Raw genomic sequence first — 23,350 nt, 5'->3', positions numbered from 1 at the left:
ATCGCAGACAGCCACTGGGTGACGCCGCGCCGCAGTGGCTCGCTACATCGCCCGACCGCTCAGCCCAGCTCAAACAAGGGTGAGAACAGAGCGCGGCACGCCGTGTCGGCGCCAGGCACGACCATTCAATCGTCGTGTGGATCGGCCGGCGTGGCCAGAATGCGCTGATAGAACGCCAGATCCAGCCAACGCCCGAACTTGAAGCCTGCCTCGCGCACGGTGCCGGCGTGGGTGAAGCCGAATTGTTCGTGCAAGGCGATGCTGGCCTGATTGCTGGCATCGATGCCGCCGACCAGTACATGCACACCACGCTCCTGCGCCGCGGCGATCAAGGCCTGCAGCAGCGTGCGCCCCAGCCCCTTGCCGCGATGGTCGCGGTCCACGTAGATCGAATGCTCCACGCTGTACTTGAACGCCGGCCAGGCGCGAAAGGTGCCGTAGCTGGCAAAGCCCATCAACGTGCCGTCGGCGTCTTCCACACCAATCACCGGAAAGCCGCCCGCCCGCTTGGTCGCAAACCAGCCGACCATGCTCTCCGGCGGCCGCGGCTTGTAGTCGTACAGCGCGGTCGAGTTGGCGATGGCATCGTTGAAGATGTCCAGGATGGCGCTGGCGTGGCGGGCTTCGCTGCAGTCGATAAGAGACATGGGGTCCTAGGCGGGCAGAGGGTCTTGGGATTAAAAAGCATTGCCGGGCGATGAACAACGCGACCGGCATGCAACCAATCGGCGCCTGCTGCGCCACCCAGTCTGCAGCCGCTGGATGCAGCGTTCCACCGCGCCGTGGCGACCGGGCGTTGCGAACCACGCGACAATGGCGTCACGCGACCACGCAGTGGCTGCGGCGGCGTCCGCCTTGAAGCGGCCGTGGCAATCCCCATCTGGAGTCGTGCATGAGCAGCCCCGTCCCCTCCCCCAGCGCACACGTCTTCGGTGATCCGGCGGCGATCCGCTGTGAGCGCGCCGCCTCCGAACTGCGGTCCGGTCGTCCGGTGCTGCTCACTGCGGCAAGCGGACAGGCGCGCGCAGTACTGGCGCTGGACAGCAGCACGGCGCAGTCGTACGCGGCGTTCGCACGTGCGGCGCAAGGCCGCCACTATCTGTTCGTAACGCCGACACGCGCCCAGGTCCTGGACCTGAGTGCGCCGCAGGGCGCGCGCGTGGCCTTGGTCGAACACAGCTACGACCAGCTTGCCGCGCTGGCCTACCTGCGCGACACCCCGGTGCCGACGCAGTGGGCGCCCGGCGATGCACTGGATGCAGGCGCGGTGGAGATCGCGCGGCTGGGACTGCTGCTACCGGCGATGTTGGCGGTAGACCTGCGCGATGCGGACGACCATGCCGCCTTTGCCGGCTGCCAATCGCTGGCGTTGGACGATCTGGCCACCGGCTGCGCCAAATCCGCCGCAGCTGGCTACGAGCTGGTGACGCGCACGCCGGTACCGCTGCGCGGCCTGGGCATGAGCGAATTCGTGGTGTTTCGCGGCGGCGTGGCGCAACGCGACCAGGTGGCGATCGTGGTCGGCCAGCCCGACTTCTCAGCCGCGGTGCCGGTACGCGTGCATTCCTCCTGCCTCACCGGCGATCTGTTCGGCTCGCTCAAATGCGATTGCGGCGACCAGCTGCGGCATGGTCTGGCCAAGCTGAAAGACCTCGGCGGCGGCGTGCTGCTGTATCTGGATCAGGAAGGCCGCGGCACCGGCATCGCCGCCAAGATGCGCGCTTACGGCTACCAACATGCCGGCCTGGACACCATCGATGCCGATGCGCAGCTGGGCTTCGGCCCGGACGAGCGTCGCTACGGCAGCGCGGTGGCAATGCTGCGCGGCCTGGGCATCGGCCGGATCCGGCTGTTGACCAACAACCCCGCCAAGGCCGAACGCCTGCGCGCGGCCGGCATCGGCGTCGAAGACCGCATCCCGGTGACCGGCGACATCACTCCCGAAAACGAGCAGTACCTGCGCACCAAGGCCGCCCGTGCCGGCCACGCGCTGGATGTGGATGCGCTGATTCTGGCCGCGCAGTAAGCGCGGCCTGCGCCGGATGCGCCCGCCCTCGGCGCCCGGCTATGCTTGCGCACCGCTTCTGCAGGCCAGCCTTGTGCACGACGCTCCACCGCCGCACCCCGATGTCATCGTTCCACCTGCTCCGGCAGAGATACCGGCTGTGGACCACGCGCAGTGGCAGCCGCTACCGCAGCGTGGTGCTTATGTGGCCGGGGTGAACGGCGCCTTGGGCGGCGGCGGCGCGGGCCTGATCGCGGCCGGCGTCACGGCCACGGTCCTGCACCTCTGGCACTACTGGCCCGTGGTGCTGGGCGTGACCCTGATCGCCGCCGCCCTGGGGGCCTGGTTTGCGGTCAAACGGCATCGGCTCACCCACTGGAAACTCGACCACCACGGCCTGGCGCTGCAACGCGGGCACCTGTGGCAAAGCGATACGCGGATTCCGATCTCGCGCGTGCAGCATGTGGATCTGCGCCGCGGCCCGATCGAGCGCGCCACGCGCCTGACCACACTGGTGGTGCACACCGCCGGCAGCCGGCTCAATGCAGTGGCATTGTCCGGCCTGGATCAGGACGATGCCGAGCGGCTGCGCGACCGCCTCGCGCGCCAGCTCGATCACGACGACGACGCGCTGTGAGCGCGATCGAACATCCCGGCGACGCTGAGCAGCGCCTGCATCCGCTGTCGTGGATGTTCGTGCTGCTGCAGCAGATCCGCCAATTCCTGATTCCGCTGGCCGCGCTCGTGTTGTTCGGCAGCCGCGACGGCAGCCGCGATTTTGCCGACCACATCGCCACCGGCGTGGTGATCGCGGTGCTGGTGGCGATTTCGGTGCTGCGCTACTTCACCTACCGCTACCGCATCGGCACCGACGGCGTGGCCATCCGCAGCGGCCTGCTGGAACGCAGCCGGCGCGACATCCCGTTCGCGCGTATCCACAACGTGGTGGTGCATCAATCGCTGCTGCACCGGCTGGCCGGCGTGGCCGAAGTGCGGCTGGAATCGGCCGGTGGACACAAACCCGAAGCGGAAATGCGCGTGCTGCGGTTGGATCAGGCACTGGCGCTGGAAGACCTGATCCGTCGCCGCGCGCACCACACCGATGCCGCCGCGCCGCAGCTCGAAAACAACAGCAACACGTTGCTGCGCCTGCCGATGGGCGAAGTGATCCGGCTGGGGCTGATTTCCAATCGCGGCATGGTCGTGGTGGCAGCCAGTTTCGGTGTGATCTACCAGATGATTCCGCGCCGCACGGTGTCCAACTTCGTCGAACACAATGGCGAGCTGGCGTATCGCTATGTCAGCCAGATCCATCCGGGCACGGCAGTCACCGCCGCGTTGGTGCTGATCGGCTTTTTAGCGGTCTTACTCGCAATGCGCGCGCTCTCTGTGGCCTTGGCGGTGGCGCAATACCATGGCTTTCATCTCAGTGAATCCGAGCGCCGTCTCACCGTGGAGCGCGGCCTGCTGACGCGCGTCCGTAGCAGCGTGGCGTTGCGGCGGATCCAGTCGTGGACGCTGTACGAAAGCCGCCTGCATCGCCTGTTCGGCCGGCGCCAGTTGCGCGTGGACACTGCCGTGGCCGGCACTGGCGATAACGAAGGCAGCGCGTTGAAGGAACTCGCACCGATCGCCGACCCGCAGCGCTGCGATGCCTTGTTGCAGCGCCTGCTGCCCGGTGCTGCCTGGCCGCCTGCGCAGTGGCAGTCGATCGCCACGCATTGCTGGTGGCGGCTGAGCCTGCCCACGTTGCTGTTGCTGCTGCCGCTGATGGCCGGCCTGGCCTGGCAATTCGGCAGTCAGGCGGCCTGGGTGATGCTGTGGTTGCCCTGGAGTGCGTTCAAGGCATATCGCCAGGTGCAACGCATGGGCTATGCGCTGGATGCGCGCTATGTGGCCGTGCGCGGTGGCTGGTGGAAGCGTTGGTGGCGGCTGGCCGAACTGGACAAGCTACAAGCGCTGCAACTGCAACGCTCGCCGCTGGATCGGTTGTCCGGCACCGCCACGCTCTGGCTGGACACCGCCGGCGCCAGCGCAACCGGCCCGGCGTTACGCCTGCGCTTTGTGCCGTTGGCGCAGGCGCAGCAGCTGCAGGCGCAACTCGGTGCGGCGTTGACGCGGCGCAAGCTGCGCTGGTGATTGGTGATTGGATCAGCGATCACTGATCGGCATTGGCATCGCGCACCACCAGCAATCAACGTTGCGCCGCCCCCCAATACCCGAGTTCGCGCCGAATCTGCAGTGCTCGCCACAGCGCACCCAACGGCTTGCGCCGTAGCGGGCCGAGCTTGCCGGCGATGAAATCCTCGGTCGCTGCGATCACCCGCGCCGACGACTGCCCATCGCGATATGGATGGATCGCGTCGGCATAGCTGGCCAGCGCGCTACGCAGCGCCGCATCCGGCGCCAGCGCGCGCGCCAGTTGTTGCGGCAACTGCTCGGGCTGCTGAAAGTCCAGCATATGCGGCTGCGGCACGCGGTTGCGAAAGGTCACCACCGGTTTGAGCTGCACCACGAATTCGGACACGATCGATGAGGTGTCCGAGACCAGCACATCGGCCGCACGCTGCGCTGCCATGACTTCTTCGGGTTCGACAAAGCGTGCATGCGGCCCGGCCAGCGCGCGATAACGATCGAACAGGTCCGGCGCGCACTTCGGGTGCAAGGTCAGCAGCCAATAATGCGCGCCGCGCGCGATATCGGCGGCGATCTCAGCATAGAGCGCAGGCGCAGCGCTCAAGCGCTCGGTAAACGTGGAGCCGAACAGGATCACCGGCCGCCCGTTGGCCGGAGCGCGCAATGCGGCGCTGCGTCCGCCATCGTCGCGGAACACCGGGTCGAGCTTCGGCCAACCAGTTTCGACCACTGCAAAATGCCCTTCGCGCGTGGCCAATGCACGAAACGGCGCCGTGGTGGCCGGACCTTGCGTGCAGTACAGATCGAACAGACCGCGCACGCGGAAATGGCCGCGATTGTCTTCGCGCTTTTGCACGTTGAAGCCATGGAAGAGCTGCACCTTGGCGCCGGAGATAAACGGCGGCACCCAGTTGGCTGCGCTGAACACCGCACGCGGACGCAGCGCCAGCGCCTCGCGCAGGCCGACCTCGCGCACACCCGGCAAGGCCAGCCCACGCGCACCTCCCTCGAACCAGGCCGACACGGAGTGACCGCGGGCCTGTAATGCCTGCGCCAATGGCGCCAGAATAGGCAACGCGTAACGCTCCGTTGCGAACAGCAGGTACTCGGCCATCACATGTCCTCTTTGACCGCACCCGACGAACGGCCGCGCATCAGCGCCTGCATTATCGCGTTCAACGAGGCCGATCGCCTACGCGACTGTCTGAGCTCGCTGGCGTTCTGCGACGAGATCGTGGTGGTGGACTCCGGCTCCACCGACGCCACCGTGGCGCTGTCCACCGCGCTTGGCGCACGCGTGTTGCAACGCGACTTCGACGGCTATCGCAGCCAGAAAGCGTATTGCGTCGAACAGGCCAGCCACGACTGGGTGCTGTGCCTGGATGCCGACGAACGCATCAGCGATGCCTTGCGCGGCTCGATCATCGCCGCGCGCGATGCGGGCTTCACCGCGGCAGCCGGCTATCGCTTCGCACGGCTATCGGATTACTTCGGCCGCTTTCTGCGCCATGGCAATGCCTATCCGGATCGTGTGCTGCGCCTGTTCGATCGCCGGCGTGGCGGCTGGCGCGGCAAGCGCGAGATCCACGAAGCGGCGAGTGTGGATGGAACCGTCGTCACCCTGCCCGGCGATCTGATCCATTACCCGTATCGCTCACTGGCGCAGCAGCTGGCCAAGACCCAGCGCTATGCGCAGATGATGGCCGAGCACGAGTACGCACGCGGCAAACGCGCGACCTGGAGCAAGCTGGTGCTGGCGCCGGCCTGGCGTTTCTGGCGCGGCTATCTGCTGCGTGGCGGTTTTCGCGATGGCTGGCACGGGCTGATCTACGCCTATGTGCGTGCCAACTACGTGCGCCAGAAGACCATCATGTTGTGGCTGCTACAGCACAACCAACCGGTGCAGGACCCGCCGCGCGCGGACGATCAACGCAGCGACTGAGATGCAGCCTGCTGCGCCTGACGCGCTGCCAGGCCAGCCAGCACACCGACCATCGCCGTGTAGAAACTCGCCGAGACCTGATGCGCGAACATCGATTGCGTCAGCCCGCACAGTGCGTAGCTGATCACGATCATCACGCCGGCCGCTGCCGGCCCGCGAAACTGGCGCTGCCCGCTGCGCCGATGCAATCGCACGAAGATCCACAGCGGCACGCCATACACCGCGATCAACAACAACAGGCCCGGAACGCCCTGCGTGGCGCCCCATTCGGCCAGATCGTTATGCGCGTGACCCAGATGACAACGCAGCAACCGGGTATCGCCGGCACACACCGGCAACTCGCGCATCGCATCGTCGAAACGCCCGACGCCCACGCCGGTGAGCGGATGCGCGCGCAAGGTATCCCAGGCCACATGCAGCCGCTCGATGCGGGCGCCGGCAGACGAATCGCTGTCGCCGACCTCGTAGCGTTGCAGGTCTCTCTGCAATTCACCCAGACGCATTTGATCGGTCAAGGCCGGCACGCTGACGATCACGCCCACCGCCAGCACGCCGCTGCCGATGAAAGCCAGCAAACGCATGCGCGGGCTATGCCAGGCCGCGCCCCAGATCAGCACACCGAGTGTCACCAGCAACGACAGGTACACACCACGGCTGCCACTGAGCACGATGACCACCACCGCCGCGATGGCCGCGCCGACCAGCCAGCGCACGTTGCCCACCGGACGACAGAACACCGCCACCACCAGCAGCATCAGCGTGATATCGGCGAACACAATCGCGTTGGTAAAGCCTTCCGCGCGGTCGGCACCGTTCATCACCTGCAACAAGGCGATCAACATGGCTGCGAACACGCCGGCCAGTGCGCCGCGCCACAACCAGACCTGGCGCGGTTGCAGCGCGTACGCCCACAACGCAGCCCACGGCAATACCAGAAAGCGCGAGCGGTTATCGACGTCGCGCAGCCCATGTTCGAACAGGGCGATCGACAGCAGCGACATCGCGATGACCGCCGCCGTCAGCCAGCCCAGCGCACGTAGCGACCCATCGCGCGTGACGATGCCCGCACGCAGGTTGCGCCAACCCACCAGCGAACCGAGCAGCAGGCACACGCCGAACGGCAGCAGGCCGCTCGGCATGCTGACCACCAGCGCGGTCATCAGGAACACGCCCAGTTCGGCGATGCGCACGCCTGCCCGCGATGCGATGGGGGCAGTCTGCGACAGCGAAGCGGGTTGAGTGGGCAAGGAATTCATCGAGCATCGGTGGCGAAAGGGAGGTAAAGCGGGCGACACGCAGCGGCAATGCCGGCCAAGCTAACGATGCCCCGCATGAATCGTCGCTAGACAGCGGCCAGCGGCGGCATTGACGCGGCGCAAATCGCGCCTGGGAGGCGTGCTTGGCGCCCTCATTCGGTCTCCAGGTTGCCCTGCTCCTGTGCTTCCACCGCCCGCTCGTTGGAGCTCGCTACGCAACTGCCCTGCACCGCATCGGCCGGCACCAGCCACCAGCGACGACGGTTGGCCACCCCCACCAATTGGCTGCGGCTGCGATCCACGCAGGCCAGCAACGCCGTCTCCTGCACCAACAGCCAGCGTTGCGCAGGCTGCTCTGCCTGCCAGGTCACCCCGCGTTGCAGCTGTTGTTCCCATGGCACCTTGAAGCCAAAGGTCTGCGCGGGGCGGTCGGCCATCAGCAGGTTCTGCTCTTTCCAGGCCACCAGCCCGAGCTGCGCATCCACCCCGATCCGGCGCCCGGCTTCGCGCATCACCGCGCCCGACGAGCTGGAGTCGTTGAAGATCGGGTAGCAGACCAGCCCGAACGCCACCCACCACGCACCCAGCAGCGATGCGACCGCAAGCGCGGAGCCGCGCACCCGCAGCAACAGCAGGCTGGCCACGCCCCACACCCCCACCGCCAGCAACAGCCAGCCGAGCGGGTCGGTCGCCTCGCTGCCGACTCCGCGGCTGTCCATGATCTTCTGCTCGAAGCCCGGATGCCCGATCAGCATCGCCACCCCGCCCACGCTGAAGACCACGGTCAGCAGCAGCGCGAATCCGAATAACACGCGCTGCACCCCGGCCCGGCGCAACAGCCCCGCCGCCAACGGCGCCAGCGCCAGGCAGAACATCGGCAGCGCCGGCAGGATGTAGACATCGCGCTTGCCGCTGGGAATGGTGAAGAACACCAGCACCAACAGCCACCACGCCAGCGGCAGCAGATAGCGCGCATCGCGGCGCTTGAGCCGGCGCCGCCAGGCCGGAATCGCCCATGGCAGCAGCAGAATGGTCGGCAGCCACATCGTGGCCATGCCCTTCAAGTGGTACCAGACCGGTTGCGCGTGGTCCCAGGAGCTGGCGTAGCGCTTGGCGGTCTGGCGCAGCAGGATGTCGTTGAGATACACGCGGTATTCGGGCTGGCCTGCGGTCAGCGCGGTCACCATCATCGGCACGAACCACAGCAGGATCGCGACAAAGAAGAACAGCGGCCCCAGCCAGAAGCGCCGATCGCGCACATGCACGCGTACGCCCGGCCAACCGCGCGCCGACGCAATGCCGGCCGGGATCAGCATCAGCAACGCGATCACCCCGACGCCTTTGGTAATTACGCCCAGCCCGGCGGCGAACCAGCCCAGCGTCCACCAGCGCCAGGCCGGGCCCATCAGCAGATGGCGCAACAGCCCGTAATTGGCCAGGGTGATCCAGAACACCACCAGCGGGTCGATCTGCGCCTTCTTGGCCTGGAAGGTGAAGTGCAACGTGAACAGCAGTATCCAGGCCGCATACAGGCCGACGCGCCGGGTCCACAGCCGCCGCCCCAGGTCGTACACGCAGGCCAGCGTGCCCAGGGCTGCCAGCAGCGACGGCAACAGGAACGCCACCCGCCAATTGCCCAGCAGCGTGTAGAACAGCGCCTGCAGCCACATCAGCATCGGCGGCTTGTCCGAGTACAGCTCGTTGCCGCGATGCGGGAACAGCCAGTCGCCGCTCAGCACCATCTGCTTGGCGACCAGCGCAAAACGCGGCTCGTCCGCCGGCCAGGGGTCACGCAATCCCAGGCCGGCACCGATGACCAATACAGCGGTGATGGCCAGCAGCCAGAAATCGGTGGAAGCACGGGTCTTGAGCATGGCCGGCGGCAGTGGGAAACAGGAGGGAGCGCCGACTCGGCGCCCGATCAGGAGGTTTTTAGCAAAAGCGCGTAGAAAAATCCGTCGCAGTGCTGCTCGCCTGGAAACCGCTGGCGCCCCGGCCCTGCCGCATGACCAAACTGCGCACCCAACGGCTGCGCCTGGGCATCCGGGGTCTGCTGCAGAAACGCCTCCACCTGCGCCTGGTTCTCGCGCGCCAGTAACGAACAGGTGGTGTAGAGCAACTGCCCGCCCGGACGCAGCGTGCGCCAGGTCGCATCGAGCAAGCGTGCCTGCAAGGCGCACACCGCATCGATATCGTCGGCGCGGCGATGCAGCAGCACATCCGGTTGACGGCGCACCACACCGGTGGCCGAACACGGCGCATCCAGCAGCACCGCATCGAACGGCTGCTCGTCCCACCAGCCGGCAGGATCGGCGGCGTCGGCCGCCTGCAGCGCCACCTGAGCGCCCGGCACGGTGCGCTGCAAAGTCTGCTGCACGCGTTCCAGCCGGCGCGCATCCACATCCAGCGCGGTGAGCTGCAAGCCGGGATAGCGTTCCAGCAGGTGCGCCGCCTTGCCACCGGGCGCGGCGCAGGCATCAAGCACGCGCGCCGATGAAGCCAACGGCAGTGCATCGGCCACCTGCTGTGCAGAGCCGTCCTGCACCGAGACCTCGCCTTCGGCAAAGCCCGGCAATTGACTCACCGGCAGCGCAATGTGCAAGCGCACCGCATCCGGCAACACCGGATCGGTTTCCGCAGCGATGCCCAGTTCGGCCAGACGCGCGACATACGCGGCCGGATCGGTGCGCCCGCGATGCACCCGCAGCCACATCGGCGCCATCAGCGCGCTTGCTACGAAAATGGTTTCGGCGCGGTCGCCCCAATCGGCGCGCAATTGCTTGCGTAACCAGGACGGCCAACCGGCATCGGCAGACACTGCCGGAAATCCTTCGCGCTGCGCACGCCGCAGGATCGCGTTGACCATGCCGGCCTGACGCGGCCGGCCCAGCGCACGACACGCGTCTACGGTGGCCGACAACGCCGCATGCGCAGGCAGTTGCAGCACGTCGAGCTGGGCGAAGCCGGCCATCAGCAATGCTTTGAGTTCGGCATCGCGCGGCGGCAACGGGCGTTCCAGCCACTGCCGCAGCGCCACGTCGTACGCCGGGCGCCGCCGCAGCACCGCAAAACAGATCGCCTCCACCAGCGCGCGGTCGCGTGGATCGCTCAGGCCGGGCAAGCTCGCGGCCAGTTCGGCCTTGAGCGAGCGGCCCTGGTCGAACACCGCCGTCAGCACCCGCGCTGCGGCCAGACGCGAGGCAACGCCGGCAGTGGCGGCTTCCGTCGACATCAGGTCAGCGCCGGCAGATCGCGGCGCGCGTTGAGGTAGTCGGCGGCGGTGATCGCCTTGCCGCCCTCGCGCTGCAAGACGCGTACCCGCAACGCACCCTCACCGCAGGCGATATCGATGCCCTGCTTGCTGGCAGCGAGCAGGGTGCCCGGCGCCTGCCGATGTGCCAGCTCCAGCGCCACTGCGCCATGCAGGCGCACACGCTCACCGGCCAGCATCGCCTCGGCCACCGGCCAGGGATTGAACGCACGCACGCGCCGCGCCAGTTCCTGCGCCGGCTGCGCCCAGTCCAGCCGTGCCTGCGCCTTGTCCAGCTTGTGCGCGTAGGTCACACCCTCGGCCGGCTGAGGTTGCGCCACCGGGCGAACGCCGGCACGCAGCAACCCCAGTCCATCGGACAGCACCTGCGCACCCAGCGCGGCGAGGCGGTCATGCAGCTGCCCGCCGGTTTCCTGCTCGCCGATCTCCAGACGTTGCGACAGCAGCACAGGGCCGGTATCCAGACCGGCTTCCATCTGCATCAGGCACACGCCGGTTTCGGTATCGCCGGCCTCGATGGCACGCTGGATCGGCGCGGCGCCACGCCAGCGCGGCAGCAACGAGGCATGCACGTTCCAGCAGCCATAGGTCGGCGCGGCCAGCACTGCCTTGGGCAGGATCAAGCCGTAAGCCACCACTACCATCAGGTCGGCATCGAGCGCGCGCAGCGTCGCCAGGGCCTCGGGCGAGCGCAGCGTCTGCGGCTGAAACACCGGGATGCCGCGCGCGATCGCTTCCAGCTTGACCGGCGAGGCGGTCAGCCCACGGCCGCGGCCGGCAGGCCGATCCGGCTGGGTATAGACCGCCACCACTTCATGTCGCTGCGCGGCCGCGCGCAACGAGGCGACGGCAAAATCCGGCGTACCGGCGAATATGATTTTCATGGGGCTGGGATTCGGAAGTGGAGATTGGGGATTCGTAAAAAAGGATCGGGCGACCGGGCCGAGAACCGGCGTTTCCAATCCCCAATCCCGACTCTCCAATCCCGGCCGTCAGGCAACGTGTTTGCGCTGCTTGGCCAGTTTCTTGCGCACCATCTCGCGCTTGAGCGGCGACAGATAATCGACAAACAACTTGCCGTCCAGGTGATCCATCTCATGCTGGATGCACACCGCCAGCAGGCCTTCGGTGCTCAGTTCCTGCGCCTGCCCGTGGCGGTCGACATAGCGCACCGTGATCGCATCGGCACGGCTGACATCGGCATAGATGCCCGGCACCGACAGGCAGCCTTCCTGATACAGCTGCTCGCCCTGTTTGCTGACGATTTGCGGGTTGATGAACACCTGCGGCAGGTTCTTCTCGTCGCTGACGTCGATCACCATGAAACGCTTGTGCACATCCACCTGACTGGCGGCCAGGCCGATGCCGGGCGCCTCGTACATGGTCTGGAACATGTCGTCGAGCAAGCGTTGAAATGCCGGGCTGGTGACCTCGGCAGCATCCACCGGCACGGCCTTGGTGCGCAGCCGCGGGTCGGGAAATTCGAGAATAGGGAGCAAAGCCATGGGGTTACCCGTGCTGGGAACACCGGCGCGGCGCCGGCAAGACGCTCCTATTCTAGCGCACTGCTTGCGTAGCTCCGGGGTTTCTGGACTATAGTGCGCGGACCTGTTGGGGAATCAGGCAAGAAGGCACTCATGTTGAACCGACTTCGTACGGTCGTCGCTGCGGCGATGCTGACCGTCGCGACCTACGCTGCCGCGCAAGCGGTGGGCGAACATCCAGAGACTTACGTGGTCCGCAAGGGGGATACCCTTTGGGACATCGCTGGGCGTTTTCTGCAAAAGCCGTGGCTGTGGCCGGAAATCTGGCAGGCCAATCCGCAAATTCAGAATCCGCACCTGATCTACCCGGGCGATGTGATCAGCCTGGCCTACCTGGATCGCGTTGCCAAGGGCACTGTGCAGCCCGGCCCGCGTCAGGAAGCGCCGATCAATGCGATTCCGCTGTCGGACGTCGAGCCGTTTCTCAAAAACCTGCGCGTCACCGACGACTTCGACGGCCTGCCGTATGTCGTGGGTCTGGAAGGCGGTCGTTCGCGTGCCACCACTGGCCAGTTGGCGTATGTGGTCGGCCTGGACGACGCGCAGCCGGGGCAGCGTTTTGCAGTGGTGCGCCCGACCGTGAAGTTCAGCCTGCCCAAGCCCAACGATGATCTGGATATGGCCGGCAATAGCGTCGCCGGCTCCGGCAACATCTGGAAGAACTACATCGCGCCGAGCAGTCGCCGCGAGTTTCTGGGGTATGAACTGGCGCAGGTCAACGTCGGCACCATTACCCGCAGCGCGGCAGGCGGCAATTCCAAGGCGGCGACCTTGCTGTTGCAGGACAGCGGCCGTGAAGTGCGTGCGGGCGATCGCATCATCGCGGTCGAAGCCCAGCCCTACGATCTGCAGTTCATTCCGCATCCGCCATCGGAACAGGCCACGCAGACCGAGTTGCGCGTACTCGCCATCTCCGATGCCTTCATCGTCGGCGGTACCCGCGACGTGATCGCCATCTCCGGTGGCGCGCGCGAGGGCATCAACAACGGCACCGTGTTTTCGATCTGGCGCAAGGGCCGTACGGTCAGCGACCGCGTCAAGCACTCGCGTTTTTCGCGGACCGATGACGATTTCAGCGGCCCGGCCGGTTCCACCGTCGGCCTGCCCGACGAATACGTCTCGCACGCGATGGTGTTCCGCACCTTCGACAAGGTCAGCTATGCGCTGGTGATGGAAAGCGTCAAGCCGACCGGCCTGGGCTACATCGTCAAGCATCCAGACGCGCAGTAAGCGGGACAAAATCCGATGCTGTAACGCGACGGCGCCTGAGGGCGCCGTCGTCGTTTGCGGCCTACGCTGACTGCATGGCCCTGATTGCTCCCGACCTGCGTGCGTTGTTGATCCTGCTGCTGGCCGGCGGCCGCAGCCCGCCGCGCCGTACGCTGCTGACGACGTTCGCCTCGCCGGCCGAGATCCTTGCCGCCGGCTCCGATGCATGGCGCGCTGCCGGCTGCGACGCGCTGCAATCGGCCCTGCTGCGTGTCCCCGACACGCAGGCGCTGGACGCAGCGCTGCACTGGTGCGCGCAGCCCGGGCATCACCTCATCGGCTGGCAGGATCCGGACTATCCCGCGCTGCTGCGGCATCTGGTCAATCCGCCGCTGGCCTTGTTCGTGGACGGCGACCCCACCGCGTTATGGCATCCAGCGGTGGCGGTGGTCGGCAGCCGTGCGGCCACGGCCGGAGGGCGGGAGCACACCCGCGCATTCGCTTCCAGTCTGGCGAGCGCCGGGCTGGGCATCGTCAGCGGCATGGCGGCAGGCGTGGATGCGATCGCCCACGAGGCCGCGCTTGCCCGCGCCGACGGCATCACCGTGGCGGTGGTCGGCACCGGCACCGATGTGGCCTATCCCGCCCATCATCAGTCGCTGCGCGATCGCATCGCCGCGCGTGGCGCGGTCGTCAGCGAGTATCTGCCTGGCACAGCGGCGGCCGCGGGGCACTTCCCGGCCCGCAACCGGATCATCGCCGGGCTGGCATTGGGCACGCTGGTGGTCGAAGCGGCCATGCGCTCGGGCGCGTTGATCACCGCGCGGCTGGCAGCCGAGGCAGGCCGTGAAGTGTTCGCCCTGCCCGGCTCGTTGCACAATCCGCTCGCGCGCGGCTGCCATCACCTGATTCGTCAGGGCGCCACCCTGGCCCAGGAGCCGGCCCAGATCATCGACGGGCTGCGCCTGCTCTCGGGCGAGTTGGCCGATGCCTTGCGTCAGCGCCTGGCCGCCCCCACTGATCAGGCCAGGACGGCGCCCAAGGCCTCTACCGCGCGCCCGGATCCGGACTACCAGCGCTTGTGGCAGGCACTTGGCCACGACCCAACCCCTATGGATGCATTGGTCGAACGCACCGGATTGACGGCCGCCACGCTGTCCTCCATGCTGCTCATCATGGAACTGGAGGGAGACGTGGTCACCGAGCACGGTCGCTATACCCGCAATCCCTAGTTTCTTCACCTCCACAGCGTCGCGCGACGCAGGCCGAGGGGCAATGAAAGAGAGCATTCTTGATGTACTGCTGTACCTGTTCGAACATTACTTCAGCGAAGACGCGGACCTGGTCCGTGACCGTGACTCGCTTCAGAATGGCCTGATCCAGGCTGGCTTCAGCCCTGCAGAAATCAGTAAAGCCTTCGATTGGCTGGACGCGCTCTCCGAGCAGCGGCCTAGCGTTGCGCGCCCGCACGTCGACGGGCCAGTGCGTATCTACCACGGCCCGGAGCTGGACAAGCTCGATGTGGACTGCCGCGGGTTTCTGATGTTCCTGGAGCAACACCGCATTCTCGATGCCGATCAGCGCGAGTTGGTGCTGGACCGTGCAATGGCGCTGGACCAGGACGAGCTTGATCTGGACGACCTCAAGTGGGTGGTGCTGATGGTGCTGTTCAACCAGCCAGGCGCCGAAGCGGCCTATGCCTGGATGGAAACGCAGATGTTCCTCGACGAGCCTGAACCCGTACACTGAGGGTCGAAGCCGCGATGGAAGCGCGTGCGTGGGGACGGGAATGAGCAGTTGGTATTACGCCGAGGGCAACCGCCATCGGCGTGGCCCGGTGGCCTGCGAGGCCTTGCTGGGCCTGTATCGTGATCGCGCAATTGCTCTGGATACCCTGGTCTGGCGCGAAGGCCTGACCCAATGGGTGCCGCTGTCCGCCTGCGCCGATGAACTCGGACCGCCGATCTCCACCGATTTGAGCGCTGCAGCGCAGCCTCCGCCACTGCCATCGGCGGCGGCACACATGTCGCCTGCCCACGTGTCTGTACTGCCAGCGCATCGCCTGCCGAACCACGGGCCGGGATGGTCGTTGGCGTTGGTGCTGGGCGCGGTGGTGGGGATGTTTGTCCTGGTGGCGGTGATCGGCATTCTGGCTGCAATCGCGCTACCGGCTTATCAGGACTATGTGGGACGCACCAAGGTCGCCAAGGCAGTGGCCGCGTTGGCGCCATTAAAGCCGCAGATCGCCGAATTTCTCGCGCAGGAAGGCCGTTGTCCGGTCAATGGCGACAGCGGCTTCCAGGCGCCCGAGCATTATGCAAACGACGTGCTGACCAGCGTGCGGGTCGGCCGTTTCGACACCACCCAGTGCGGCATCGAAGCGGTGATGCATGCACCGAAATCGGCCAAGCTCGATGGCAAGGCGTTGTGGCTGGATTTCGACGCTGATGCGAGCAGTTGGCAGTGCAGTTCCGAGATCGACGACAACCAACTTCCGCCGGACTGCCGCGGTTAGAGCGCGTTAGCTCAAATGCATCTCACGCTCTAGCCAATCGTTTCACCCAAGGGGACATCAATGACGCAGTGGTATTACGCCGACGCCCAGCGCGAACGCCAGGGGCCGATCGACACCGACACGCTGGTTGCGCGCCTGTCGCAAGGCATCATCGACCGCTCCAGCCTGGTCTGGCGCGAAGGTCTGCCGCAGTGGGTGGCGCTGCGCGAGGTCGCGGCCGAACTGGGCGTCGACACACCAGTGCCAGCGCCCCCCGAGCCGACCGGATATACATCAGTGGACGTTCCGGGCAGTGAACCGCAAGCGACGGTTTACCCGACCAGCGCACCGGTGGATAACGCGCCCGCCGCAGCGGCGCCGTTTTCCGGCTCCGCTGTAGACGCTTCGCTCGCGCAGACCGAATCTGGCCTTGCCGATCACCCTGCAGCAGTCGATCAGCAGCAGATTCCGCCAAGCGAGCACGCTGCATCGGCAGATCCGGTAGCGTGGTCCACCACGCCGGCAGAGGCCGCGACACCCCCGGCGGCCTCAAGCCCGACCCTGACCAAGACCCCGGACGCGCCTGCGACGCCCGCCGATGCCTCGTCGCAGACACCCGCTGGCGTGCCAATTCCCAGCGCCTGGGATTCCATAGCCGCCGCACCCACAGCAGGCGTTGCTTTGCAGGATGCCCCGGTTGTCTACGCCGGCCTGTGGCGACGCGTGGCGGCCAGCATTCTGGACAGCTTCGTGACCACCTTCGCGGTGTACCTGATCGTGATCCCGTTGGTGTTCGTTGTGGCGCTGGCAACCACCCGCGGCGATTCCGGTTCGGCGCTGGACGACGGTAGCGCGCTCGGCATCGCGATCATGGTGGTGTCGTATGGCATCGGTCTGGCCATCCCGACGCTGTATTTCGCCTGGATGCAGTCCAGCCGGCACCAGGCCAGCCTGGGCAAGCTCGCCTGCGGCATCAAGCTGGTGCGCGCCGACAGCAACGGCGGCCGGGTCGGTTTCTGGCGCAACGTGTTGCGCTATCTGGCCTACATGCTGATCAGCGTGCTCACCCTGGGCATCGGCGCGATCGTGGCGGCGTTCATGGCCGGCATGACCCAGCGCAAGCAGGCCCCGCACGACAAAGTGTGCGAGACCCTGGTGGTGGATCGCTGGGCCTTCACCGATCACCCGGAGCGGCAATCCACGGGGCTGGACACAGTCACGATTGTGGTGCTGGCCATTTATGCGGTGATAGTGGTGATTGGCGTGATCTTCGCTGCGATCATGATTGCGGCGATCGGAATGAGCCAAAACTGAGGGTTCGTGGCCGAAGCCGCTTGACACGGCGGCGTCTGCCGTGATCTTTCTAATATGAGAACTGAACGCCCGGGCTACCATCCCGGGCGTTGACGTGTGGGAAACAGGCGATCTGCTTCCCTCCACCGGCCAATTAGGCCACGCTACCTGCCCCCCGGGCCCTGCCCAAAGAATTAACCACCATGCCCAAGCACCTGCTCATCGTCGAATCGCCCGCCAAGGCCAAGACGATCAATAAATACCTCGGCAAGGACTTCACCGTCCTGGCCTCGTATGGGCACGTGCGCGACCTGGTCCCCAAGGAAGGCGCGGTCGATCCGGACAATGGGTTCGCGATGCGTTACGACCTGATCGAAAAGAACGAAAAGCATGTCGAAGCCATTGCGCGTGCGGCCAAGACCGCCGACGACATCTTTCTGGCGACCGACCCGGACCGCGAGGGCGAGGCGATCAGCTGGCACATCGCCGAGATCCTGAAAGAGCGCGGCCTGCTCAAGGACAAGCCGATGCAGCGGGTGGTGTTCACCGAGATCACCCCGCGTGCGATCAAGGAAGCGATGCTCAAGCCGCGCGCGATCGCCGCCGACCTGGTCGATGCGCAGCAGGCACGTCGCGCGCTCGACTATCTGGTCGGCTTCAACCTGTCGCCGGTGCTGTGGCGCAAGGTGCAGCGCGGCCTGTCGGCCGGCCGCGTGCAGTCGCCGGCGCTGCGTATGATCGTCGAGCGCGAAGAAGAGATCGAAGCCTTCATCGCGCGCGAATACTGGTCCATCGATGCGCAATGCCGGCATCCGTCGCAGCCGTTCAATGCACGTCTGATCAAGCTGGACGGGCAGAAATTCGAGCAGTTCACCGTCACCGACGGCGATACTGCCGAAGCGGCGCGCCTGCGTATCCAGAAGGCGGCGCAAGGCGTGCTGCATGTCACCGACGTGGCCAGCAAGGAGCGCAAGCGCCGCCCCGCCCCGCCGTTCACCACTTCCACGCTGCAGCAGGAAGCCTCGCGCAAGCTCGGTTTCACCACCCGCAAGACCATGCAGGTGGCGCAGAAGTTGTACGAAGGTGTGGCGCTCGGCGACGAAGGCTCGGTCGGCCTGATCAGCTATATGCGTACCGACTCGGTGAATCTGTCGCAGGACGCGTTGGCGGAAATCCGCGACGTGATCGCGCGCGATTTCGGCACCGCGTCGTTGCCGGATCAGCCCAATACCTACACCACCAAATCCAAGAATGCGCAGGAAGCGCATGAGGCGATCCGTCCGACCTCGGCATTGCACACACCGGCGCAGGTCGCGCGCTTTCTGTCCGACGACGAGCGCCGTCTGTACGAATTGATCTGGAAGCGCGCAGTCGCCTGCCAGATGATTCCGGCCACGCTAAACACCGTCAGCGTCGACCTGTCGGCCGGCAGCGAGCATGTGTTCCGCGCCAGCGGCACTACCGTGGTGGTTGCGGGCTTTCTGGCCGTGTACGAAGAAGGCAAGGACACCAAGAGCAGCGAAGACGAGGACGAGAGCCGCAAGCTGCCGCCGATGAAGGCCGGCGACAACATCCCGTTGGACCGCATCGTCACCGATCAGCATTTCACCCAACCGCCGCCGCGCTTCACCGAAGCGGCGCTGGTCAAGACGCTGGAGGAATACGGCATCGGCCGTCCGTCCACCTACGCCTCGATCATCCAGACCCTGCAGTTCCGCAAGTACGTGGAGATGGAGGGCCGCAGCTTCCGCCCCACCGACGTGGGCCGTGCGGTATCCAAGTTCCTGTCCGGGCATTTCACCCGTTACGTGGATTACGACTTCACCGCCAAGCTCGAAGACGATCTGGATGCGGTCTCGCGTGGCGAAGCGGAGTGGATTCCGTTGATGGAGAAGTTCTGGGGCCCGTTCAAGGAACTGGTCGAAGACAAAAAGGATTCGCTGGACAAGACCGACGCCGGCAGCGTGCGCGTGCTGGGCGCGGACCCGGTCAGCGGCAAGGAAGTCAGCGCGCGCATCGGCCGCTTCGGCCCGATGGTGCAGATCGGCACGGTCGAAGACGAAGAAAAGCCCACATTCGCCTCGTTGCGCCCGGGCCAGAGCATCTTTTCGATCTCCATCGAAGACGCGCTGGAACTGTTCAAGATGCCGCGCGCGCTGGGCCAGGACAAGGACCAGGACGTCAGCGTCGGCATCGGCCGGTTCGGGCCGTTTGCGCGCCGTGGCAGCGTGTATGCCTCGCTGAAGAAGGAAGACGACCCGTACACCATCGATCTGGAACGCGCGGTGTTCCTGATCGAAGAGAAGGAAGAGATCGCGCGCAATCGGGTGATCAAGGAATTCGACGGCAGCGACATCCAGGTGCTCAACGGCCGCTTCGGCCCGTACATCAGCGACGGCAAGCTCAACGGCAAGATTCCCAAGGATCGCGAACCGGCGTCGCTGAGCTTCGAAGAAGTGCAGCAGTTGCTGACCGACACCGGCAAGCCGGTGCGCAAGGGCTTCGGTGCGAAGAAGGCCACGCTGAAGAAGAATACGGTCAAGGATTCGTCGCCGAAGAAGACCGCAGTCAAGAAGACCGCCACCAAGACTGCTGCGACCAAGACAGCTGCCAAGAAGGCGCCGGCCAAGAAAGCTACCGCCAAGAAGGCCGCCAAGCGTGTGGTCAAGAAAGTGGCGAGCAAGGCGGCAGGCTGAGTCGCACGATGCAACCGGCACCCAGCCCCGCGCTCAGTGTGGATAACGCCGTCGCTGCCCTGACCCGGGGCGGCGTGATCGCCTATCCCACCGAAGCGGTGTGGGGACTGGGTTGCGACCCGCGCCAGGAAGCGGCCGTGCTACGGCTGCTGGCGATCAAGCGGCGCCCTGTCGACAAGGGCGTGATCGTGGTGGCCGCCAGCGTGGACATCTTGCACGGCTGGGTGGATTTCGACGCACTGGAGCCTGCGCGCAAGCAGGAGGTGCTGGTCAGCTGGCCGGGCCCGCACACCTGGATCCTGCCAGTCACCGCACAGGCGCCGCGCTGGGTCGCTGGCGCGCATGACGGGCTGGCGGTGCGCATCAGCGCGCATCCGGTCGTCGCCGCGCTCTGCGCAGCCTGGGGCGCCCCGTTGGTGTCCACCAGCGCCAACCTGGCCGGTGAGCCACCCGCACGCAGCCGTCAATCACTGGATCCGGCGCTGCTGGTCAGCATCGATGGCGTGGTGGATGGCGAGGTGGGCGCACTGGCGCAGCCGACCCAGATCCGCGATGCGCGCAGCGGGCAGATCCTGCGCGACTGAGTGAACTAGTGGGCGCGTTTGAACTAGTGGGCGCGTTGTAGACCCAGGCCAGATGGCGCGTGCGGCGGGGCGCGAAGCCCTATGCGGTTGCCGCGTCGCTGATCCGCCCGCCTGCATGACCCAAACCAGTTCAGCCGCTCCCCCTTTGACACAGCCGGACAGACGCGCACACTGCGGTCATGCGTACCGTCCTGACCCTTCTGTTGCTGGCCACCGCGCTGCCTGCGTCGGCGGCCAGTACCGCCAGCAAACCCGATCCGAACGTGCGGATCTACCGCTGCGTCAGTAGCACCGGCACCGTGGCGCTGCAGGATGCGCCGTGCAGCAGCGGGCGCCAGCAGGTGCTGGACCTGCAACGCCCGCAGGATCCGCCGCCGCTACCGGAACGCGCCGTCGTCGCCCCTGCCGCCGTCGCGACGCAGCCGCCGCGCGAGGTGCGCATCATTACCGTGCAGCCGCCACAGCCGATGTACGAGTGCACCACCGAAGACGGCAACCGCTACACAAGCGACAGCCCGGAAGGCAATCCGCGCTGGGTGCCGACCTGGGGCCCCGCCTATGTGGGCAATGGCATTGCCCCGCCGGTCAACGGCGGCGGCATCCAGCGTCCACCGATCTCGGTGAGCCCACGCCCGGCGGTATCGGTGCAAGGTGGCTCCGGACGGGGTGGAAGCCTGCGCGGAAGCGCAAGCTTCGGAGGCGGCGGCTATCAGGGCGGTTACAACGGCGGCGGCTACGGCGGCGGCACGGTGATCGTGCCGTACGGCAATGTGCAGATCCGCGACGAATGCCATGCCCTGCCGGAGCAGGAAGTCTGTGGGCGGCTGGCCGACCGCCGCTGGGAGCTGATCCGGCGCTACAACAGCGCCTTGCAGAGCGAGCGCGAGGACCTCAGCCGCGAACAACGCGGCATCGACGCACGCCTGCAGCGCGATTGCGGCGGCGCATGAGGCGCTGTCTACTGTTGTTGCTGATGGGATGGATGTCGGTTGCCAGCGCCCAGGACGTGACCATCTACCGCTGCACCGATCCGACCGGCGCGCTCACGGTGCAGAACATGCCGTGCCCGAAAGGCGTGCAGCAGCAAAAGAAAGTGATGACTGCGCCGGCCGCCGTGCCGTTTGCGCCCGGCGGATCGAGCGCAGCATCGCCTGCGCGCACAGCGCCCTCTGCACAACCGCGCGCCACCCCGAAAACCGAGGCGCCCGCTGCTGCACCCGTTGCCGCACCAGCGCCGGTTGCGCCGACGCCACCTGCCACGACCTCGACCTCCACACTGCCACCGCCGCCGTTGTTCGAATGCACCGCGCACGACAACGGACGCTATTTCACCGAAGACCGCGAACCGGCCACACGCTGCCTGCCGATGCAGACCACCAACCTGGCGGGCGGGCCGGCCACCGGCGGCGGCAGCGCCTGTGAGGTGGTCACCGATCGCTGCGCGCCGGTACCGGATCAGAGCCTGTGCGAGGCCTGGCGCAAACGCGCCGAGCAGGCCGAGGCGACCTGGCGCTTCTCCGACGAGGCGCAATCGGCCGAACGCAAGCAGCGCTACGATCAAATGCGCCGGGTGCTGGACGAAAGCCGCTGCGCGAATCCGTCCACCACGCCTTGATGCTGCAACCAGCGGTCCAGCGCACAGGTCAGTCAGTTCAACGGCGCTGCGTTTGCTGGGCCGATGTTTTAAAGCCACTGGCAACCTACAGCGATCACCAGATGGCATGGGCAGTGCACCGACCAGCAGCGCAAGCGAGCAACCTCGCGGCCCCCTGACTCGCGCAGGCGGGTTAAAACCCGTACCGCAAGAATCCGCCATCCACCGCGATGCATTCGCCAGTGATGTAACTGGCCGCAGGCAGACATAGAAACCCGACCGCCGCGGCAACTTCTTCCGGTTCGCCGATGCGGCGCATCGGGGTGCGTTCGATCACCTGCTCGTAGTAATCCGGATCCGACAGCGGCCCGGATGTGCGACGCGTGCGGATGTACCACGGCGCCACTGCGTTGACGCGGATGCCGTCCTCGGCCCATTCCACCGCCAGATTGCGCGTCATCTGCTGCAACGCGGCCTTGGTCATGCCGTACGGCGCGCCGCTGCGCACATGGGTGATGCCGGAGACGCTGCCCACGTTGACGATTGCCGAAGCCGCGTGGCGGGCAAGCAACGGGTGCGCATAACGCGACAATTCGAAGGCCGCGAACACGTTGGTTTCGAAGATGCCGCGCCACTGGTCTTCGGTGTAGTCGATCGCCGCGCGGGTGATGTTGCCGCCGGCATTGTTGATCAGCAGGTGCAGGCCATCGGCGTGGTCTTCCACCCAGTCCAGAATGGCGCGACGTTCTTCATCGTCGGCCACATCGGCGGCCAGCCCATGCAATTCACGCTCGGGGAATTCTTCGGCGAGCTCGTCGCGCGCCTGCGCCAACGCATCGGCATCGCGCGCCACCATCAGCAGATCCGCGCCGAAGCCGAGCAGTTCGCGCGCGATGGCAAAGCCAATGCCGGCGCTGGCACCGGTGATGAGCGCGGTCTGTCCATCCAGCCGCCAACGATGGGTTGTCACGTGGGTGATCCTCTTTCAAAACGCGGGAGACGGCCGCTGCAACGTGATTGACGCCTGCGTGCGGCCCGAGCGTTAGGATACCGCCACCCCAAGCGAGGTCACGACGATGAAACTGCATTGGATTCCTGCAGCCAGCCTGGCGTTGCTGCTTGGTGCCTGTCAGCGACCGCAACCTGCGCCCACCGATCAGAAGCCCGAGCCGCAGGCCACCGCCTTGCGCGACCACATCCAGGAACCGTTGAACAAGGCGCATGCGGTGCAGGCGGCGACTGACCAGGCAGCAGACGATCAACGCAAGGCGATCGACGCAGCCACGCAGTAGAAACGACAACGCCGGCACAAGGCCGGCGTTGTCG

General features: G+C 66.4%; 22 protein-coding genes. 14 read left to right on the top strand and 8 right to left on the bottom strand.

Annotated elements, in window-relative coordinates; genetic code table 11:
* Nucleotides 1-125: 125 nt before the first annotated feature.
* Nucleotides 126-647, bottom strand: a complete 522-nt coding sequence (locus XcyCFBP4188_RS05125) for a GNAT family N-acetyltransferase (RefSeq protein ID WP_006453174.1) — start codon at nt 645-647, stop codon at nt 126-128.
* A 245-nt stretch (nt 648-892) separates the two neighbouring features.
* On the opposite strand from XcyCFBP4188_RS05125, the gene ribA reads away from it, so the two are divergent.
* The 3 genes from ribA to XcyCFBP4188_RS05110 are packed head-to-tail and all read left to right on the top strand — an operon-like array spanning nt 893 to nt 4,144.
* Nucleotides 893-2,026 carry a GTP cyclohydrolase II RibA gene (ribA, locus tag XcyCFBP4188_RS05120; RefSeq protein ID WP_006453173.1) on the top strand — a complete coding sequence of 378 codons (1,134 nt, stop codon included), beginning with the start codon at nt 893-895 and terminating at the stop codon, nt 2,024-2,026.
* Between the two features lie 16 nt (nt 2,027-2,042).
* Nucleotides 2,043-2,642, top strand: coding sequence for a PH domain-containing protein (locus XcyCFBP4188_RS05115; RefSeq protein WP_074056566.1), 600 nt, complete (start codon nt 2,043-2,045; stop codon nt 2,640-2,642).
* The gene (locus XcyCFBP4188_RS05110) at nt 2,639-4,144 is read left to right on the top strand and encodes a PH domain-containing protein (RefSeq protein WP_006453171.1); all 1,506 of its coding nucleotides are present in this window, start codon (nt 2,639-2,641) and stop codon (nt 4,142-4,144) included. The genes XcyCFBP4188_RS05115 and XcyCFBP4188_RS05110 overlap by 4 nt, the downstream gene beginning before the upstream one ends.
* A 55-nt stretch (nt 4,145-4,199) precedes the next feature.
* Here the strand turns inward: XcyCFBP4188_RS05110 and XcyCFBP4188_RS05105 are convergent, their stop codons facing one another.
* Nucleotides 4,200-5,258, bottom strand: a complete 1,059-nt coding sequence (locus XcyCFBP4188_RS05105) for a CDP-glycerol glycerophosphotransferase family protein (RefSeq protein ID WP_104591735.1) — start codon at nt 5,256-5,258, stop codon at nt 4,200-4,202.
* On the opposite strand from XcyCFBP4188_RS05105, the gene XcyCFBP4188_RS05100 reads away from it, so the two are divergent.
* Complete coding sequence (locus tag XcyCFBP4188_RS05100) at nt 5,259-6,083, top strand: glycosyltransferase family 2 protein (protein WP_006453169.1); 825 nt, start codon at nt 5,259-5,261, stop codon at nt 6,081-6,083.
* On the opposite strand, the gene XcyCFBP4188_RS05095 is transcribed toward XcyCFBP4188_RS05100, so the two are convergent.
* The 5 genes from XcyCFBP4188_RS05095 to def form a co-directional block, all read right to left on the bottom strand.
* Nucleotides 6,068-7,339 (bottom strand): O-antigen ligase family protein, encoded by a 1,272-nt coding sequence (locus XcyCFBP4188_RS05095; RefSeq protein ID WP_104591734.1) that lies wholly within the window; start codon nt 7,337-7,339, stop codon nt 6,068-6,070. The genes XcyCFBP4188_RS05100 and XcyCFBP4188_RS05095 overlap by 16 nt on opposite strands.
* Before the next feature lie 152 nt (nt 7,340-7,491).
* Nucleotides 7,492-9,213: an ArnT family glycosyltransferase gene (locus XcyCFBP4188_RS05090; protein WP_074056561.1), complete on the bottom strand. Its 1,722-nt coding sequence runs from the start codon at nt 9,211-9,213 to the stop codon at nt 7,492-7,494.
* Between the two features lie 47 nt (nt 9,214-9,260).
* Nucleotides 9,261-10,571, bottom strand: coding sequence for a 16S rRNA (cytosine(967)-C(5))-methyltransferase RsmB (rsmB, locus tag XcyCFBP4188_RS05085; protein WP_006453165.1), 1,311 nt, complete (start codon nt 10,569-10,571; stop codon nt 9,261-9,263).
* A complete protein-coding gene (gene fmt, locus XcyCFBP4188_RS05080; protein ID WP_104591733.1) occupies nt 10,571-11,494 on the bottom strand; it encodes a methionyl-tRNA formyltransferase in 924 nt (307 codons plus the stop codon). The genes rsmB and fmt overlap by 1 nt, the downstream gene beginning before the upstream one ends.
* Nucleotides 11,495-11,602: 108 nt before the next feature.
* The gene (gene def / locus XcyCFBP4188_RS05075) at nt 11,603-12,115 is read right to left on the bottom strand and encodes a peptide deformylase (RefSeq protein ID WP_006453163.1); all 513 of its coding nucleotides are present in this window, start codon (nt 12,113-12,115) and stop codon (nt 11,603-11,605) included.
* Between the two features lie 132 nt (nt 12,116-12,247).
* On the opposite strand from def, the gene XcyCFBP4188_RS05070 reads away from it, so the two are divergent.
* The 9 genes from XcyCFBP4188_RS05070 to XcyCFBP4188_RS05030 all read left to right on the top strand — a co-directional run bounded on the left by XcyCFBP4188_RS05070 (nt 12,248) and on the right by XcyCFBP4188_RS05030 (nt 22,045).
* The gene (locus XcyCFBP4188_RS05070) at nt 12,248-13,384 is read left to right on the top strand and encodes a LysM peptidoglycan-binding domain-containing protein (RefSeq protein WP_006453162.1); all 1,137 of its coding nucleotides are present in this window, start codon (nt 12,248-12,250) and stop codon (nt 13,382-13,384) included.
* A gap of 74 nt (nt 13,385-13,458) precedes the next feature.
* On the top strand, nt 13,459-14,595 hold the full coding sequence (dprA, locus tag XcyCFBP4188_RS05065) for a DNA-processing protein DprA (protein ID WP_006453161.1): 1,137 nt from the start codon (nt 13,459-13,461) through the stop codon (nt 14,593-14,595).
* Between the two features lie 43 nt (nt 14,596-14,638).
* Nucleotides 14,639-15,112 carry a DUF494 family protein gene (locus tag XcyCFBP4188_RS05060; RefSeq protein ID WP_006453160.1) on the top strand — a complete coding sequence of 158 codons (474 nt, stop codon included), beginning with the start codon at nt 14,639-14,641 and terminating at the stop codon, nt 15,110-15,112.
* 40 nt (nt 15,113-15,152) lie between these two features.
* The gene (locus XcyCFBP4188_RS05055; protein ID WP_043911270.1) at nt 15,153-15,878 is read left to right on the top strand and encodes a pilin; all 726 of its coding nucleotides are present in this window, start codon (nt 15,153-15,155) and stop codon (nt 15,876-15,878) included.
* Between the two features lie 60 nt (nt 15,879-15,938).
* On the top strand, nt 15,939-17,171 hold the full coding sequence (locus XcyCFBP4188_RS05050; protein ID WP_104591732.1) for an RDD family protein: 1,233 nt from the start codon (nt 15,939-15,941) through the stop codon (nt 17,169-17,171).
* A gap of 182 nt (nt 17,172-17,353) precedes the next feature.
* Nucleotides 17,354-19,846 (top strand): DNA topoisomerase I, encoded by a 2,493-nt coding sequence (locus XcyCFBP4188_RS05045; protein WP_104591731.1) that lies wholly within the window; start codon nt 17,354-17,356, stop codon nt 19,844-19,846.
* Nucleotides 19,847-19,854: 8 nt separating this feature from the next.
* On the top strand, nt 19,855-20,430 hold the full coding sequence (tsaC, locus tag XcyCFBP4188_RS05040) for an L-threonylcarbamoyladenylate synthase type 1 TsaC (RefSeq protein ID WP_104591730.1): 576 nt from the start codon (nt 19,855-19,857) through the stop codon (nt 20,428-20,430).
* Nucleotides 20,431-20,609: 179 nt separating this feature from the next.
* Nucleotides 20,610-21,380 carry a hypothetical protein gene (locus XcyCFBP4188_RS05035; protein WP_006453155.1) on the top strand — a complete coding sequence of 257 codons (771 nt, stop codon included), beginning with the start codon at nt 20,610-20,612 and terminating at the stop codon, nt 21,378-21,380.
* Nucleotides 21,377-22,045 carry a hypothetical protein gene (locus XcyCFBP4188_RS05030; RefSeq protein ID WP_043911267.1) on the top strand — a complete coding sequence of 223 codons (669 nt, stop codon included), beginning with the start codon at nt 21,377-21,379 and terminating at the stop codon, nt 22,043-22,045. Before XcyCFBP4188_RS05035 ends, XcyCFBP4188_RS05030 begins: the two co-directional genes overlap by 4 nt.
* 172 nt (nt 22,046-22,217) lie before the next feature.
* On the opposite strand, the gene XcyCFBP4188_RS05025 is transcribed toward XcyCFBP4188_RS05030, so the two are convergent.
* Nucleotides 22,218-22,994, bottom strand: a complete 777-nt coding sequence (locus XcyCFBP4188_RS05025) for an SDR family oxidoreductase (RefSeq protein WP_006453153.1) — start codon at nt 22,992-22,994, stop codon at nt 22,218-22,220.
* A gap of 106 nt (nt 22,995-23,100) precedes the next feature.
* On the opposite strand from XcyCFBP4188_RS05025, the gene XcyCFBP4188_RS05020 reads away from it, so the two are divergent.
* On the top strand, nt 23,101-23,316 hold the full coding sequence (locus XcyCFBP4188_RS05020; protein WP_074056551.1) for a hypothetical protein: 216 nt from the start codon (nt 23,101-23,103) through the stop codon (nt 23,314-23,316).
* The last annotated feature ends 34 nt before the right edge of the window (nt 23,317-23,350 follow it).

This window comes from Xanthomonas hortorum pv. cynarae, assembly GCF_002939985.1.
In the GTDB taxonomy this organism is placed as follows: domain Bacteria; phylum Pseudomonadota; class Gammaproteobacteria; order Xanthomonadales; family Xanthomonadaceae; genus Xanthomonas; species Xanthomonas hortorum_D.
The sequence above is the reverse complement of the archived record's forward strand: the minus strand, read 5'-3'. Positions and strand labels throughout refer to the sequence as shown.